The following is a 13,826-nucleotide window of genomic DNA, read 5'->3' as shown; positions in this document are numbered from 1 at the left end:
GCAGTGAGCAGAGGTCGGATTTATCCTACTTTTGCATCCTGAAGCTCTTTTGCCTCGGCTTCAATCGTAAACGCGTCTAAAAGCTGAACGAGCTCATCTCTCGTTTCGCAATGGTTGATTTCATTCCGGACCTTTGCGTTTCCTCTTATGCCTTTTAGATACCAGGCTGCGTGCTTTCTCATTTCGCGAACCGCAACATTTTCGCCTTTCAGCCCGATTAATCGGTCAAGGTGAAGTTTGCAGACAGAAATTTTCTCACGCACTTTCGGCTCATCTTTCAATTCGCCTGTTTCCAAATAGTGAACCGTACGGTAAATCATCCACGGGTTACCCAGCGCTGCACGGCCGATCATGACGCCGTCCACCCCTGTTTCATCAAGCATGCGTTTTGCATCTTGCGGAGTTTTGACATCACCGTTTCCGATTACAGGGATTGAAACGGACTGCTTCACTTCTTTGATAATATCCCAGTTCGCCGTTCCTTCGTACATTTGCACGCGGGTCCGTCCGTGAAGAGCGACCGCTTTTCCGCCTGCTCGTTCTACAGCTCTCGCATTCTCAACAGCAAAGATATGGTCTTCGTCCCAACCCATTCTCATTTTCACGGTCACAGGCTTGTCAACAGCCTCCACGACAGCTGAAACCATTTCATAAATTTTATTCGGATCAAGCAGCCATTTGGCTCCTGCATCACATTTTGTGATCTTTGGCACTGGACATCCCATGTTTATATCAATAATATCCGCAGTTGTGTTTTGGTCAACAAACTTCGCCGCTTCGACAAGCGTTTCTTTTTCTCCGCCGAAGATCTGCAGGCTGAGCGGTTTTTCACGTTCATCGATATAAAGCATTCCCATCGTTTTCGCATTATTGTAAAGGATCGCCTTATCGCTGACCATTTCGGCGCAGACCAAACCCGCTCCGAATTCCTTAACCGTCAAGCGGAAGGCTGAGTTGCAGACACCGGCCATCGGCGCGAGCACAACCCTGTTTTTTAATTCTATATCACCGATTTTAAACATTTTTAGTCCTCCTTTCTTATTCTTCTGATGGAGATAGTTCCTCCACTGTTATATTTAAAGTATTGGCTACATCCCTGAGCATGCTCTCCGTCGGCATACGATTCCCGCGTTCTACTTCACCAAGCACAGAAACGGATATACCCAATGCTTTGGCAAACCCTTCTTGAGTATAACCCTTCAGCTTTCGATATGCACGAATTCGTCTACCCCAGATTTCTGCTTCCATACTCTTACACCTTCTTGATTTTTTGCATGATTGACAGCTCCCTCAAGATCCGGATAAATCTCCAGCAGCGGGATGAGTACAAACAAACGTTCATGCATTCTAGGATGAGGAACGATAAGTTGCTCTGTCTCAATATTTTCACGATTATACAACAAAATGTCAAGGTCTGCAGTCCTCGGCCCCCATCTAATGTCGCGTTTGCGGCCGAGTTCTTTTTCAATACGCTGAGTCAAATCGAGCAATTCAAACGGTGAAAGAGATGTTTTAACAGCTGCAGCCATGTTTAAAAATAGATCTTGGTCTGTATAACCGACAGGATCAGTTTCGTAAATTGACGAGATGTCTGTCACCTCTACAGACGGATGTTGATGGAGGAGAGAGACAGCTTTTTTTAAATATTCTTCCCGCCGGCCGATATTCGAGCCGAGCGCTATATATGCCGTGTTGTTCATTTTCGCTTTCTCGTCATCTCGATGGCCACCGATTTATAGTGACCAGGTATAGGAGGATCAGGCTTGACGACTTTAACCGTACATTCCTGAACCGCTTCAAAATTCTCCAGCACTTGTGCGGCAATCGTTTCCGCGAGGGTCTCCACAAGGTTGACCGGCTCTCCCTCCACAACCTCTTTGCACAGCTTATACAGCTCTGCATAATTAATGGTGGCCTCAATATTATCCGTTTTCCCGGCTTCGCTTAAATCTAGAAATGCTGTCAGATCAACGCGGAATCTCTGGCCGAGTTTGTTTTCTTCTTTGAAAACACCGTGATATCCGTAAAACTCCATGCCCTCTACATGCACTTTATCGATGATAAACGCCTCCTTTATCAATCATGGCATCCATCATTTTTGCCATCCTGGAGATTTGCTTGACGTCATGCACCCTGACGATATCGCACCCCTTTTGAATACCGAGGCATACTGTCGCCCCCGTGCCTTCCGCTCTTTCTTCAGGCGGCAGATCCAGGACTCGGCCGATAAATTTTTTTCGTGACGTCCCCAATAAAACCGGGTATCCCGGTTCGCTGAACTTCTCGAGCTGATTCATGACCGCCAAATTGTCATGATACGTTTTGGCAAAGCCGATGCCGGGATCAAGTACGATGTGATGATCCTGAACGCCTGCTGATTTTGCAATGCTCACACATTCCATCAAATCAGACAGCATGTCCGGGATCAAATCCTTATAATTCCGTTCCTCGCGGTTATGCATCAAGATAATCGGCACATTATGAGCGGCCGCAACTCGGGCCATGTCAGGATCTGCTTTTGCTCCCCAGACATCATTGATGATGGCTGCACCGGCCTTAATGGCTTCATCTGCCACTTGCGCTTTATAAGTGTCAACGGAAATCGGGACGTCGATTTCCTGAACAAGTTTTTCAATTACAGGTATGACTCTTGACAGCTCTTCATCAAGAGAAACCTTTTCCGCCCCCGGCCTCGTCGATTCTCCTCCGATATCAAGGATATGGGCGCCGTCTTCGATCATTTGTTTTGCATGAATGACGGCGCGATCGATGCTGTTATATTTTCCGCCGTCTGAAAAAGAATCGGGCGTCACATTTAAAATTCCCATGATCAATGTTTTATCTTCATAAGACAACGTGTATTGCTTTGCGATCAGTTGCTTTGAACGCACCGCTGTTTGAAGCGCCATATCCTTCACCCTTTAACTCAAATATTCTTTTGCTGCTTTCCTATCATTAGTGTATGCCTCTTGCAGACGTTTCGACAAATTTCCATCCTTTCCCGGAAATTCAGTGCTGCCGATTCTCCGGAATGGAACGATTTCCTGAACGGAATTGGTCATCCATGCTTCGTCCGCAAAGAGAAGCTCTTCCAAGGGGTATACCCCCTCTATGACTTCGATTCCCATATCTGCAAGGCGCTCGATGACGTAGCGGCGTGTGACACCGCCTAATATGCCGGTATCAAGAGAAGGTGTATACACACAGCTGCCTTTCCGCCAAAAAACGTTGGAAATAATTCCTTCAGCTACAGCTCCGCCTTCGGTAAGAAAAATCCCTTCTTTGGCCGCGCCATGTCCGAGCTCCCTTTTTCCGTACAAATTATTTAAAAAGTGATGCGATTTCAAGCGGAACGGACCCTCTGGCGTATTGCGGCGGACCTGCAAGATGACGCCCTCCTTTTCAGCCGGAACGGATGCAGGCTGAAAAGGATTCATCATCACCATGACGCCGGGATTTTTGTATGAATCAGGAAAAAGGCCGGGGCCGCCGGGACCGGCGGATATATTTAGCCGGACCCTCGCATCCAGATTCTGCGGCTGATTCAACTGAAGCAGCCTGTCAAGAATGACAAGCACTTCGCTTTTTGTCAGCTCAAGCTCAATTTTCAGCTGTTCCAAAGCGTTGTTCAATCTGTCCATATGCCAGTCTAAAAGGAAGGGCTTCCCTTCATAAAGCCGGAACGTTTCGAATACCCCGACTCCGTATAAAAAACCATGGTCAAAAGGAGAAAGTCTTGCTTCCTCCTCCTTTACATATTGACCGTTCAGGTAAATGATCATGCGTTCACTTTCTTTCGGTAAGTCTCAATAAAATTCTTCAGCATCTCTTTTCCGTAAGCGGTCATAATCGACTCTGGATGGAACTGAACGCCTTCAACCGGCAGTTCTTTATGCCTGATGGCCATAATCTCCCCTTCTTCCGTCCAAGCCGATGTCTCAAAACAATCGGGCAGTGTATCCGGTTTGACGATCAAAGAATGATACCTCGTGGCCGTGAGCGGATGTTCCAGGCCTTTAAAAACCGTCAGCCCGTCGTGCGAAATCTCGGAAGTTTTCCCATGCATTAGCCGCTCTGCCCTGACGACATCGCCGCCGAAAACCTGGGCGATCGACTGGTGTCCGAGGCAAACCCCGAAAATCGGTATTTTCCCGGCAAAATGGCGGATCGCTTCAAGGCTGATCCCGGCCTCATCCGGACTGCAAGGCCCGGGAGAAATCATCAAAAAGTCAGGCGACATGTCCTCTATTTCCTGAAGGGTGATCTCATCGTTCCGCTTGACGACCAACTCCTCGCCAAGCTCGCCTAAATACTGAACCAAGTTGTACGTAAACGAATCGTAATTGTCGATCATTAGAATCATATCTCAGCTCTCCTCTGCTCTTTTTTCTCTTCTTCACTCAACTGCAGCGCCTTTTTCATCGCCAGGGCCTTTTTAATTGACTCTTTATATTCATGCCTAGGATTTGAATCGATGACGATTCCCGCTCCCGACTGCATGAACGCCTGGCCCGCTTTCACATAAATCGTTCGGATGACGATATTAAAGTGCATATCCTGATTATATCCGAACCACCCTATAGAACCAGTATAAAGCCCCCGTCTCGTTGGCTCAAGCTCCTCAATAATTTCCATCGTTCTGACTTTCGGCGCTCCGGTGATCGTACCTCCGGGAAACACGGCATGGATGACATCAACGGCATCGCATTCATCCCTTAGTTCACCGCACACATTTGAGACAATATGCATGACGTGGGAATACTTCTCAATCACCATGAATTCATCGACCCGGACCGAACCGTACTTGGAGACCCTGCCGAGGTCATTACGCTCTAAATCAACGAGCATCACATGTTCGGCGCGCTCTTTTTCATTCATGATCAATTCGTTCGCGAGCGCTTCATCCTCCGCTTCATCCGCCCCGCGGGATCGCGTTCCGGCAATCGGCCTTGTTTCAAGCCTGGTGCCCTTTTTCTTAATGAGCAGTTCAGGCGACCCGCAGATGATTTGAAAATCCGGGGTTTCCAAGTAGGCCATGTACGGCGAAGGGTTGATTTCTCTTAACATCTTATACACCTCATAAGGAGGCGCAGAAAGGCGCTCCGACTGGCGAACAGAAAGATTCACCTGAAATACGTCACCGCTTGCGATGTATTGCTTCACTTTCTCAACAGCCTGAGAAAAGCCGGCTTCTGTAAATGAGGCCGCGAATGCCGGGCCTTTGTTATCATTCGGCTGATGACCTCCAGCGGCCTTCGGATGTTCCGTCTTCCACATTTGCTCAAGCCTGTCCAATTTCTCTTCCGCAGCGGCCGGCGTTTCTTCATCAGTGTGGGTAATCACCCAAAGCTGCTGCTGCTCATGGTCATAGACGGCTATATCATCAAATACGAGAAAGAATAAATCCGGCGTTTGCAGATCATCAATAGACAGGATTTTGAATTTCTCAATATACCGGGCATAGTCATAGCTAAGAAAACCGACAGCCCCGCCCTGAAAGTCGGGAAAATCTGCAACTGTCTCCGTTTTCAGCGTTTCAAACCATTGAGAAAACTGCAGAAACGGATCCCCCTCTTTGAATATGACGTCCCCTTTATATTGAATCGTCGTGATACCGTCTTTCCCTTTCGCTATTGCGACAGGGTCGAGTCCGGCTATGCTGTATTCTCCGCCTCTCGCGCTTTCCAGCAGAACGTGGTATTCTTTTCCTTTCGATAGGCTTTCATATTGCTGCAAAAACTGTTGATTGGAAAATGGGAACGCTCTGGCTACAGGCCTTCGTTGTCTCATCATATCATTCCTCTGCCGTTAGTCTAATGTCCTTATTGTAATGCATATCTTTTTTCTAGGAAAAGAGAATTTCATTTCCAATACAGAAAAAAGCCCTTGAGCATGTTCACTCAAGGACACCGAGCTTTTAAAAGGGCTGCGCTCCATGACAAACAAAAGGCCGCCGACATCGTCGGCAGCCTCCTGTTTCAGCTGGAGCCTATTCAAATTGGTAAAGAGGCGTGCTTAAGTATCTCTCTCCGTTACTAGGAAGCACAGCGAGAACTTTTTTGCCTTTTCCAAGCTTTTTAGCAACTTGAAGAGCAGCACAGATGGCTGCGCCTGAAGAAATTCCTCCGAGAATTCCTTCCTCTCTCGCCGCTTTACGGGCAAATTCAAAGGCTTCTTCGTTTTTCACTGTGATGATTTCATCGTAAATTTCCGTATTCAAGATTTTCGGAACGAATCCCGCTCCGATTCCCTGAATTTTGTGCGGCCCTGGTTTTCCTCCGGAAAGAACAGGAGAATCAGTCGGTTCCACCGCGAAAATCTTGATGGACGGATTTTTTTCTTTCAGAACTTCTCCGGCACCCGTTATCGTTCCGCCGGTTCCGATACCTGCAATGAAAGCATCTAAACCGTCTCCGAATTGTTCAGCGATTTCTTTTCCCGTCGTGCGGCGGTGAACTTCTGCGTTCGCAGGGTTGTTAAATTGCTGAGGCATAAAATAGCCGTGTTCCTCAGCCAGTTCTTCCGCTTTTTTAATCGCGCCTTTCATTCCCTCAGCACCTGGAGTCAGCACAAGCTCAGCTCCATATGCACGCAGAAGGTTGCGGCGCTCAGAACTCATTGTATCAGGCATAACAAGAATCGCTTTGATGCCTTTCGCTGCAGCGACCATGGCAAGTCCGATTCCTGTATTTCCGCTTGTCGGTTCAATCAGTGTATCTCCTTCTTTCAGAAGGCCTTTCTCTTCAGCGTCTTCTATCATAGCAAGCGCAATCCGGTCTTTTACGCTGCTTCCAGGGTTCATATACTCCAGTTTCACATATACTTCAGCACTGTCTTCATCAACTAGTCGATTTAATTTAACGACAGGTGTATTTCCGATTAAGTCATAAACAGAGTTTGCAACGCGAACCATTTGAACACCTCAATTTCCGAGTAATTTTATTGGGATTATATCTAATTTATCAATATCAAAATATTTTGTCAATCTTTATTTTTTATCGTCATAAAACCAAGACACTTTCGCATCTTTCCAGAGCGTCTTGACAGAAGCTTTATCGCCTAATTGATCCATCGCGATCTGCCTTCTGATTTGATTTTTCACTTCGCTGTAAGTGAAAGCTTGCCCCGGGAGCTTTTCTTTGAGCTGGATAATCGCATAGCCCTGGCTTGTTTTAATCGGTTCATCCACCCATTGATTTTCCTTTAGTTGTTCAGCTTTCTCCAAATATTCGGCCGGAACGTTTTCATGCTGATCATTGACGAAACCGAGGTCGCCGCCGTAAGGAGCCGTATACCGGTCAGTCGAGTGTTCGGCTGCGGCCGCTTCAAAACTGGACCCTTCCTTCAGTTCTTTAAGAACTTGTTCTGCTTCATCTTTATCTTTGACAACGATATGCTTGAGGCGATAAGAATCATCGAATTTATATAAGTCCTTATTTTTGTTATAGAATGACTTCAATTCGCTGTCAGAAATGACAATGTCTTTTGTCAGGAGCTCTTCAAGAAGAATATTATGCTTGATCTGCTCTTTCCATTCTTTTTCTGTTGTGTTTTCGTCTTCGTAGAAGGAATTGTATACAGCTTTAATCAGCAGAAATTCTCTTTCAATGTCATCATCAGACACTTTGATCTTGTTTTTTTCGGCCATTTGGGTAACTACGCGGTCGTTGATCATATCTTCAAGGGTTGATTTTCCGTAGCGCTCTTCCATTTCGCTCAGCCATTCTTCACGCGTGATGCCGTTTTTTCCGATATGGGCAATGACTTCTTGAGCTGACGATGAAGAAGCGGTCTGCGCTTTCGTCAGAACATACGCGATCACAATGCAATTGACGAAGATCGCACCTAAAATAATCGGCCAAAGTGTTCTCGATTTCAATATGGTGTCTCCCCTTTCCCCATTGTAAAAGACCCGCTACTGGATAGCGGGCTTATATTTCATCTCGAAGCGCTTCAAGCTCTTCCTTTGTAAACAGATACGTTTCATTGCAAAAATGGCATTGAGCCTCGGCTTGGCCATCTTCATCAATCATCTGTTGAATTTCATCCTTGCCAAGACCGATGATGCCTCTTGCGAAACGTTCTTTTGAACAATTGCATGTAAATCGGACAGGAACGGTTTCCAGTACTTCCGGTTCTTCTCCCAATACCGCAGCCAGCACTTCCTCAGGTGTCAAACCTTTCTGAATCAGCTTTGAAATTGGCTCCACTTGTGAAAGGTTTGTTTCAAGCTTCGTGATGGTTTCGTCGTCCGTTCCCGGCAGCAGCTGCAGGATAAATCCGCCTGCAGCTAAAATCGTATTGTCGGGGTTGACGAGCACCCCTACACCCACCGAAGAAGGAACCTGTTCAGAGGACACGAGATAATAAGTAAAATCCTCGCCGATTTCTCCGGAAACGATCTCAACCTGGCCTGTAAATAAATCGCGGAGACCGAGATCTTTTACTACGCTTAGCGTTCCTGACGTACCGACGGCTCTTCTGACGTCAAGTTTGCCGTGTTCATTTAAGTCGAAATGAACGTGCGGATTGGACACGTATCCCCTGACGTCTCCTTTTGCATTTCCGTCAGCGACAATCGCGCCGATCGGTCCGCCTCCTTCAATCTTAACGGTGAGCTTGTCTTCGCCTTTCAGCATGGCGCCGAGCATGACAGCCGCCGTCATCGTTCTTCCTAAAGCGGCGGAAGCGGTAGGCCATGTGTTATGCCTTCTTTGGGCTTCATGAATCGTTTCTGTTGTATTCGCTGCATATGCCCTCACTTTGCCGTCATATGCAATGGCTTTCACTAAATAATCCATACCTCATCCTCCTATACACTTTCAACACGATTCCGTTCATAAATGAGCTCTAGCCCCTTCAACGTAAGGAACGGGTCAACAATATCGATGCAGTCCGATTCGTCTGCAATCAAGGAAGCAAGGCCGCCCGTCGCTATGACTTTCGGATTTTTCTTAGACTGCCATTTCATCCGTTTGACAATGCCTTCAACCTGTCCGACATAGCCGTAAAGAATTCCGGACTGCATCGCGCTGACCGTACTTTTGCCGACTATATGATCAGGCCGTGCAATTTCAATTCTGGGAAGCTTGGCAGCTCTTGAATAAAGCGCTTCAGTTGAAATCGTGATGCCCGGCGCGATCGCACCACCCATATATTCCTTGCGCTCATTAATGTAACAGTACGTCGTAGCGGTTCCAAAATCAACGACAATCAAGGGGCTGCCATAGAGATGAATAGCGGCTACTGCGTTTACAATGCGGTCTGCTCCGACTTCTTTCGGATTATCGTATTTTATGTTTAATCCTGTTTTCATTCCCGGACCGACAATCTGAGGCTCGATCTGAAAATATTTGATACACATTCTTTCGAGGGAGAACATGATCGGTGGTACAACTGATGAAATAATAATCCCCTCGATCTGGTCAAACATCAGTCCGACATAATCAAATAAAGAACGAAGAAGCATGCCGAATTCGTCTTCCGTTTTATGGCGGCTTGTCTCAATCCGCCAATGATATTCGAGCTCTCCTTCGTGGTAGATGCCAAGGACGGTGTTTGTATTTCCTACATCTATAACAAGCAACATTCTGATCACCACTTTTGACTAGTTTCTCTTACTTGGACATAAAACATTCTACCATCATACAATACACGATGCCGATTCTGTTTGTAAACGAATCAAACCGGTGAGGAGAAAGATTTTCCAAAGCGGATTTTTTCAGCCATAAAAAAAGAAAACTGCCAAAAGCAGAGCTTGGCAGTTTTCCTGAAGAGACGAAAAAGCGTCATTACTCTTTTTCATCCTCGTTTTTCTCTTCGTCATCTCGTTTATTGATGTTGACTTTCACATCATCTGTCTTCTCCTGATCATCAGAGTATGTTCGATCAGGAAGTCTTCCGTGCTCAGACAAATGCTTGATTTGCTCAGCGTCGAGCGTTTCAACTTCCAGCAATGTTTGAGCGATCAGCTCAAGTTTGTCGCGATTTTCAGTAAGGATTGTTTTTGCACGTTCATAACATTCCTTAATGAAGCGCTGGATTTCTTTATCGATTTCATACGCAATCGCGTCGCTGTAGTTTTGGTCATTGTTGAAATCTCGACCCAAGAATACTTGCCCGCCTTGCGATTGTCCGAATTGAAGAGGACCGAGCTTTTCAGACATACCGAATTCGGTTACCATTCGTCTGGCAATGCCTGTAGCGCGCTGGAAGTCATTATGGGCGCCCGTGCTGACCTCGCCGAAGATGATTTCCTCAGCTACACGGCCTCCAAGCAAGCCGACAATCTTATCGAGAAGTTCGGGTTTGGTTTGGAAATAACGGTCTTCCTTAGGAAGCATGACGGCATATCCGCCTGCTTGGCCGCGCGGTACAATCGTTACTTTATGCACCATATCCGCCTCATCCAAGACAAGTCCGATAACGGTGTGTCCCGCCTCGTGATAAGCCACGATATTGCGTTCTTTTTTCGAGATCACCCTGCTTTTCTTTGCAGGTCCGGCGATGACGCGGTCTGTCGCTTCATCGATGTCTCGCATATCGATCTTTTTCTTATCTTGACGCGCCGCCACAAGAGCCGCTTCATTTAAAAGGTTTTCAAGGTCTGCACCCGAGAACCCTGGCGTCCGCATCGCGATCGCTTTTAGGTTTACGGATTCATCAAGAGGCTTGTTTCTTGCGTGTACTTGAAGTACAGCTTCACGGCCTTTGACATCCGGGCGGTCAACAGTAATTTGACGGTCAAAACGTCCCGGGCGCAGCAATGCAGGGTCTAAAATATCGGCGCGGTTTGTCGCAGCGATGATGATGATTCCTTCATTGGCGCTGAATCCGTCCATTTCAACAAGAAGCTGGTTGAGCGTCTGTTCACGTTCATCGTGACCTCCGCCAAGGCCTGCTCCCCGCTGGCGTCCGACAGCATCAATCTCATCGATGAAAATCAGACACGGCGCATTTTTCTTGGCGTTTTCAAACAAGTCGCGAACACGTGATGCACCAACCCCGACGAACATTTCAACGAAGTCAGATCCGCTGATGCTGAAGAAAGGCACCCCTGCTTCACCGGCACATGCTTTCGCCAGCAATGTTTTACCGGTACCCGGAGGTCCGACCAAAAGCACGCCTTTCGGAATTCTTGCACCGAGCTCGGCGAATTTGCGGGGATCCTTGAGGAAATCAACGACTTCCACAAGCTCTTGCTTTTCTTCATCCGCTCCTGCCACATCTTTGAATTTGACGCGTTTCTTTTCTTCTGTATAGAGCTTCGCCTTGCTTTTTCCAAAGTTCATAACACGGCTGCCGCCGCCTTGAGCCTGATTAAGCAGGAAGAAGAAAAGAATGAAGATAATAACAAAAGGGATGATGGTGGTAAAGAACGTCATCCATCCATTTGCTTCTTGCGCAGGTTCTATTTGTATCTTCGTTTTTTTCACTTGATCAATGATTTGATCTGCCCCTTTTCCTTCAGGAACATGGGTCAGGAAATACTGATCTTTCTCATAGGTCGTCAGCTGCCCCCGAACCTCGTACACACCCCTGACAGGCTGGATGGAGACATTTTCAACCTTCCCGTTTTCTAGGTTTGAAACAAAGTCACTATACGTCATATTTTCTGTTTTCGGATTTGCGGTTTGGAAGTAGCTCACAACTCCGATCACAACTAATAAAATAAGTAAATAAAAAATGGTATTACGGAAGACCCGATTCATTCCTTACCTCCTCCCACAGTAAGCACAACTATGTTCAATAGTATCATAGAAAATCGTTCCAATACAACAGATATCCCTTTCGCTAACAAGCCCGTATCAGCTCTCATAAACCGCAGGTTTCAGCACTCCGATGTACGGAAGATTACGATAGCGTTCAGCATAATCGAGACCGTATCCGACAACGAAAGCATCGGGAACTTCAAAGCCGACGTAATCCGCTTTGATATCCGCTTTTCGTCCGCTTGGTTTATCAAGAAGGGTTACGATCTTAATCGATTTTGCTTTGCGGTATCGGAAAAGCTCTACAAGATAACTCAAGGTCAGCCCACTGTCGATGATATCCTCAATAATTAAGATGTCACGGCCCTCTACAGATGTGTCCAAATCCTTTATGATTTTCACCTCTCCGGAAGAAACCGTGGAACTGCCGTAGCTTGATACATCCATGAAATCCATTTCCAGATATGTATCAATATGCTTTAAAAGATCAGCCATAAACGGCATGGCTCCTTTTAACACACCGATTGCCAGCGGAAACTTGCCGCTGTACTCTTCTGTCAGAGTCGCGCCCAGCTCCTTGACTTTCTTTTGGATCTCTTCTTCCGAGATCAAGATATTTTCAATATCCTGTTTCATTCTTTGCTAGCCCCCTACACTTTTCATGCTGTCTATATTGTAATACAATGCGATCGTTGTTTGTAACATCAAGTTCCTCAAAAATGGTTTTTTTCAGACCAGGTATCCAGATAATGTTTCCAACCGCGTCTGTTACAATGGGCCAGCTGTCTCTTTTTGAAAGAGGCACTTTTTCATCAATAAATATATCTTTAACCTTTTTTGTGCCGTTCATCCCTTTAAGTTTGACTCGGTCTCCGTTTTGCCTTGTCCGTACGTAAAGGGGAAACTGAACCTGCTTGGGACTTGTTGCAAAAACATCATTTCCTTGCAGCTTCCGGGTTGAACCGGGTCCGCTCACATGAAGGGAGGAGCCGCCGGGAAGTATCAGTTCTTCTTCGCCTGCCCCGCTTATTTCATAATGATAGGAAACATTTTCACATTGTAAACGCTGAAATGTAAACAAACATGTATGATAAGATTTTGCGACTTTTAACCCATTCGGAAAATCAAGGGAACCGGATGGTCCGTCTTGTGAAATCCAATCCAGAAACACTTGAATATGATGGGCTGAAAACGCTGATGGAACGTTTTCATAAAGATAGTTTAATATTAGATGAACTCCCCTTCTTTGTAAAGGCATAGGGAGCGCAAGAAGTCGTTCGATGCTGATTTCCACGCCTGAACTTGACTTGCTTGTGATTACTGTATTCATTTTGTCTTTCGTTAATGCCTGTAAGTATAATTCGTCTTCTGTCAGGAATTCACTGACGGATTGAAACCTTTTATGGACATCTTCCGACTCTTTCTTCAGAAAAGGGAGAACATGGTGCCTGAACCGGTTCCTGGTGTAATCATCCTCACTGTTGCTCGGATCGGTTCTAAACGGTATTCGATTCTCTTTGCAGTAAGCCAAAAGATCATCCTTTGACAGCCTCAGAAACGGCCTGAGCAGCCAGCCGCTGTCAAAACGGCGCTTTGGCTGAATTCCGGCAAGCCCGATTCCGACAGTGCCTTTTGCCATCTTCATCAGCATCGTCTCCACCTGATCATCTCCATGATGACCCAGAACCAGGTATTCGGCCCGGTGCCTTTTCATTAACTCTTGAAAAAACGCATACCGGCATTCTCTCGCAGCAGCCTGTTTATTCAGATTGTTTTCAGCGGCAAATGCCAGGACATCGATTTGCACCGCCTCGCATTGTATGCCTTCCGCCTCGCAGTAGTCCTGAACGAACCGCATATCACGCTCGGACTCTTCGCCTCTGAACATATGATCGACGTGTGCGGCAATCAGCGTTGCAGAAGCGGGAACCGTATGGTGCAGAGCATGCAAAAGCGCCATCGAATCAGGTCCGCCGGAGACACCTGCAATCAGCGTCACTCCATCAAATGACAGTTCGTATTTTTTCATGAAATCTTCAATACTTTTCACAATGTCCTCCCACTAAGAGCAGGGTGTATTTCAAAAGATATAAATATCCTAACACTTTCAATCGG

15 protein-coding genes are annotated in these 13,826 nt (G+C 46.4%); all 15 read right to left on the bottom strand.

Annotation, left to right across the window (positions count from 1 at the left end; genetic code table 11):
• Positions 1-20: 20 nt before the first annotated feature.
• The 15 genes from dusB to tilS all read right to left on the bottom strand — a co-directional run bounded on the left by dusB (position 21) and on the right by tilS (position 13,761).
• Positions 21-1,022 (bottom strand): tRNA dihydrouridine synthase DusB, encoded by a 1,002-nt coding sequence (dusB, locus tag MKY62_RS00495; RefSeq protein WP_003178264.1) that lies wholly within the window; start codon positions 1,020-1,022, stop codon positions 21-23.
• 16 nt (positions 1,023-1,038) lie between these two features.
• Positions 1,039-1,248, bottom strand: a complete 210-nt coding sequence (locus tag MKY62_RS00490; RefSeq protein WP_003178262.1) for a helix-turn-helix transcriptional regulator — start codon at positions 1,246-1,248, stop codon at positions 1,039-1,041.
• A complete protein-coding gene (folK, locus tag MKY62_RS00485; RefSeq protein ID WP_003178260.1) occupies positions 1,200-1,700 on the bottom strand; it encodes a 2-amino-4-hydroxy-6-hydroxymethyldihydropteridine diphosphokinase in 501 nt (166 codons plus the stop codon). The genes MKY62_RS00490 and folK overlap by 49 nt, the downstream gene beginning before the upstream one ends.
• Positions 1,697-2,059 (bottom strand): dihydroneopterin aldolase, encoded by a 363-nt coding sequence (gene folB / locus MKY62_RS00480; RefSeq protein ID WP_025805876.1) that lies wholly within the window; start codon positions 2,057-2,059, stop codon positions 1,697-1,699. Before folB ends, folK begins: the two co-directional genes overlap by 4 nt.
• On the bottom strand, positions 2,052-2,909 hold the full coding sequence (gene folP, locus MKY62_RS00475; protein ID WP_003178255.1) for a dihydropteroate synthase: 858 nt from the start codon (positions 2,907-2,909) through the stop codon (positions 2,052-2,054). The genes folB and folP overlap by 8 nt, the downstream gene beginning before the upstream one ends.
• Before the next feature lie 12 nt (positions 2,910-2,921).
• Positions 2,922-3,782, bottom strand: coding sequence for an aminodeoxychorismate lyase (gene pabC / locus MKY62_RS00470; RefSeq protein ID WP_003178253.1), 861 nt, complete (start codon positions 3,780-3,782; stop codon positions 2,922-2,924).
• Positions 3,779-4,363, bottom strand: coding sequence for an aminodeoxychorismate/anthranilate synthase component II (pabA, locus tag MKY62_RS00465; RefSeq protein ID WP_003178252.1), 585 nt, complete (start codon positions 4,361-4,363; stop codon positions 3,779-3,781). The genes pabC and pabA overlap by 4 nt, the downstream gene beginning before the upstream one ends.
• Positions 4,360-5,793, bottom strand: coding sequence for an anthranilate synthase component I family protein (locus tag MKY62_RS00460; protein WP_003178250.1), 1,434 nt, complete (start codon positions 5,791-5,793; stop codon positions 4,360-4,362). Before MKY62_RS00460 ends, pabA begins: the two co-directional genes overlap by 4 nt.
• Positions 5,794-5,989: 196 nt before the next feature.
• Positions 5,990-6,913 carry a cysteine synthase A gene (gene cysK, locus MKY62_RS00455; RefSeq protein ID WP_003178247.1) on the bottom strand — a complete coding sequence of 308 codons (924 nt, stop codon included), beginning with the start codon at positions 6,911-6,913 and terminating at the stop codon, positions 5,990-5,992.
• A 75-nt stretch (positions 6,914-6,988) separates the two neighbouring features.
• Complete coding sequence (locus MKY62_RS00450; RefSeq protein WP_003178246.1) at positions 6,989-7,879, bottom strand: peptidyl-prolyl cis-trans isomerase; 891 nt, start codon at positions 7,877-7,879, stop codon at positions 6,989-6,991.
• 52 nt (positions 7,880-7,931) lie between these two features.
• Positions 7,932-8,801, bottom strand: coding sequence for an Hsp33 family molecular chaperone HslO (gene hslO, locus MKY62_RS00445; RefSeq protein WP_003178244.1), 870 nt, complete (start codon positions 8,799-8,801; stop codon positions 7,932-7,934).
• Positions 8,802-8,812: 11 nt separating this feature from the next.
• Positions 8,813-9,589, bottom strand: coding sequence for a type III pantothenate kinase (locus MKY62_RS00440; RefSeq protein WP_003178242.1), 777 nt, complete (start codon positions 9,587-9,589; stop codon positions 8,813-8,815).
• Positions 9,590-9,791: 202 nt separating this feature from the next.
• Positions 9,792-11,711, bottom strand: coding sequence for an ATP-dependent zinc metalloprotease FtsH (gene ftsH / locus MKY62_RS00435; RefSeq protein WP_003178238.1), 1,920 nt, complete (start codon positions 11,709-11,711; stop codon positions 9,792-9,794).
• A gap of 96 nt (positions 11,712-11,807) precedes the next feature.
• Complete coding sequence (gene hpt / locus MKY62_RS00430; RefSeq protein WP_003178236.1) at positions 11,808-12,347, bottom strand: hypoxanthine phosphoribosyltransferase; 540 nt, start codon at positions 12,345-12,347, stop codon at positions 11,808-11,810.
• The gene (gene tilS, locus MKY62_RS00425) at positions 12,331-13,761 is read right to left on the bottom strand and encodes a tRNA lysidine(34) synthetase TilS (protein ID WP_003178234.1); all 1,431 of its coding nucleotides are present in this window, start codon (positions 13,759-13,761) and stop codon (positions 12,331-12,333) included. The genes hpt and tilS overlap by 17 nt, the downstream gene beginning before the upstream one ends.
• Between the last annotated feature and the right edge of the window lie 65 nt (positions 13,762-13,826).

The sequence above is a fragment of the Bacillus sp. FSL R7-0646 genome, from assembly GCF_037969865.1.
Lineage (GTDB): Bacteria > Bacillota > Bacilli > Bacillales > Bacillaceae > Bacillus > Bacillus licheniformis.
The sequence above is the reverse complement of the archived record's forward strand: the minus strand, read 5'-3'. Positions and strand labels throughout refer to the sequence as shown.

Coding starts and splice junctions, on each gene's coding strand:
- folK (WP_003178260.1), bottom strand. CDS start 1,700: ATGAACAACACGGCATATATAGCGCTCGGCTCGAATATCGGCCGGCGG.
- pabA (WP_003178252.1), bottom strand. CDS start 4,363: ATGATTCTAATGATCGACAATTACGATTCGTTTACGTACAACTTGGTT.
- folP (WP_003178255.1), bottom strand. CDS start 2,909: ATGGCGCTTCAAACAGCGGTGCGTTCAAAGCAACTGATCGCAAAGCAA.
- ftsH (WP_003178238.1), bottom strand. CDS start 11,711: ATGAATCGGGTCTTCCGTAATACCATTTTTTATTTACTTATTTTATTA.
- dusB (WP_003178264.1), bottom strand. CDS start 1,022: ATGTTTAAAATCGGTGATATAGAATTAAAAAACAGGGTTGTGCTCGCG.
- pabC (WP_003178253.1), bottom strand. CDS start 3,782: ATGATCATTTACCTGAACGGTCAATATGTAAAGGAGGAGGAAGCAAGA.
- MKY62_RS00460 (WP_003178250.1), bottom strand. CDS start 5,793: ATGATGAGACAACGAAGGCCTGTAGCCAGAGCGTTCCCATTTTCCAAT.
- MKY62_RS00440 (WP_003178242.1), bottom strand. CDS start 9,589: ATGTTGCTTGTTATAGATGTAGGAAATACAAACACCGTCCTTGGCATC.
- hslO (WP_003178244.1), bottom strand. CDS start 8,801: ATGGATTATTTAGTGAAAGCCATTGCATATGACGGCAAAGTGAGGGCA.
- cysK (WP_003178247.1), bottom strand. CDS start 6,913: ATGGTTCGCGTTGCAAACTCTGTTTATGACTTAATCGGAAATACACCT.
- hpt (WP_003178236.1), bottom strand. CDS start 12,347: ATGAAACAGGATATTGAAAATATCTTGATCTCGGAAGAAGAGATCCAA.
- MKY62_RS00490 (WP_003178262.1), bottom strand. CDS start 1,248: ATGGAAGCAGAAATCTGGGGTAGACGAATTCGTGCATATCGAAAGCTG.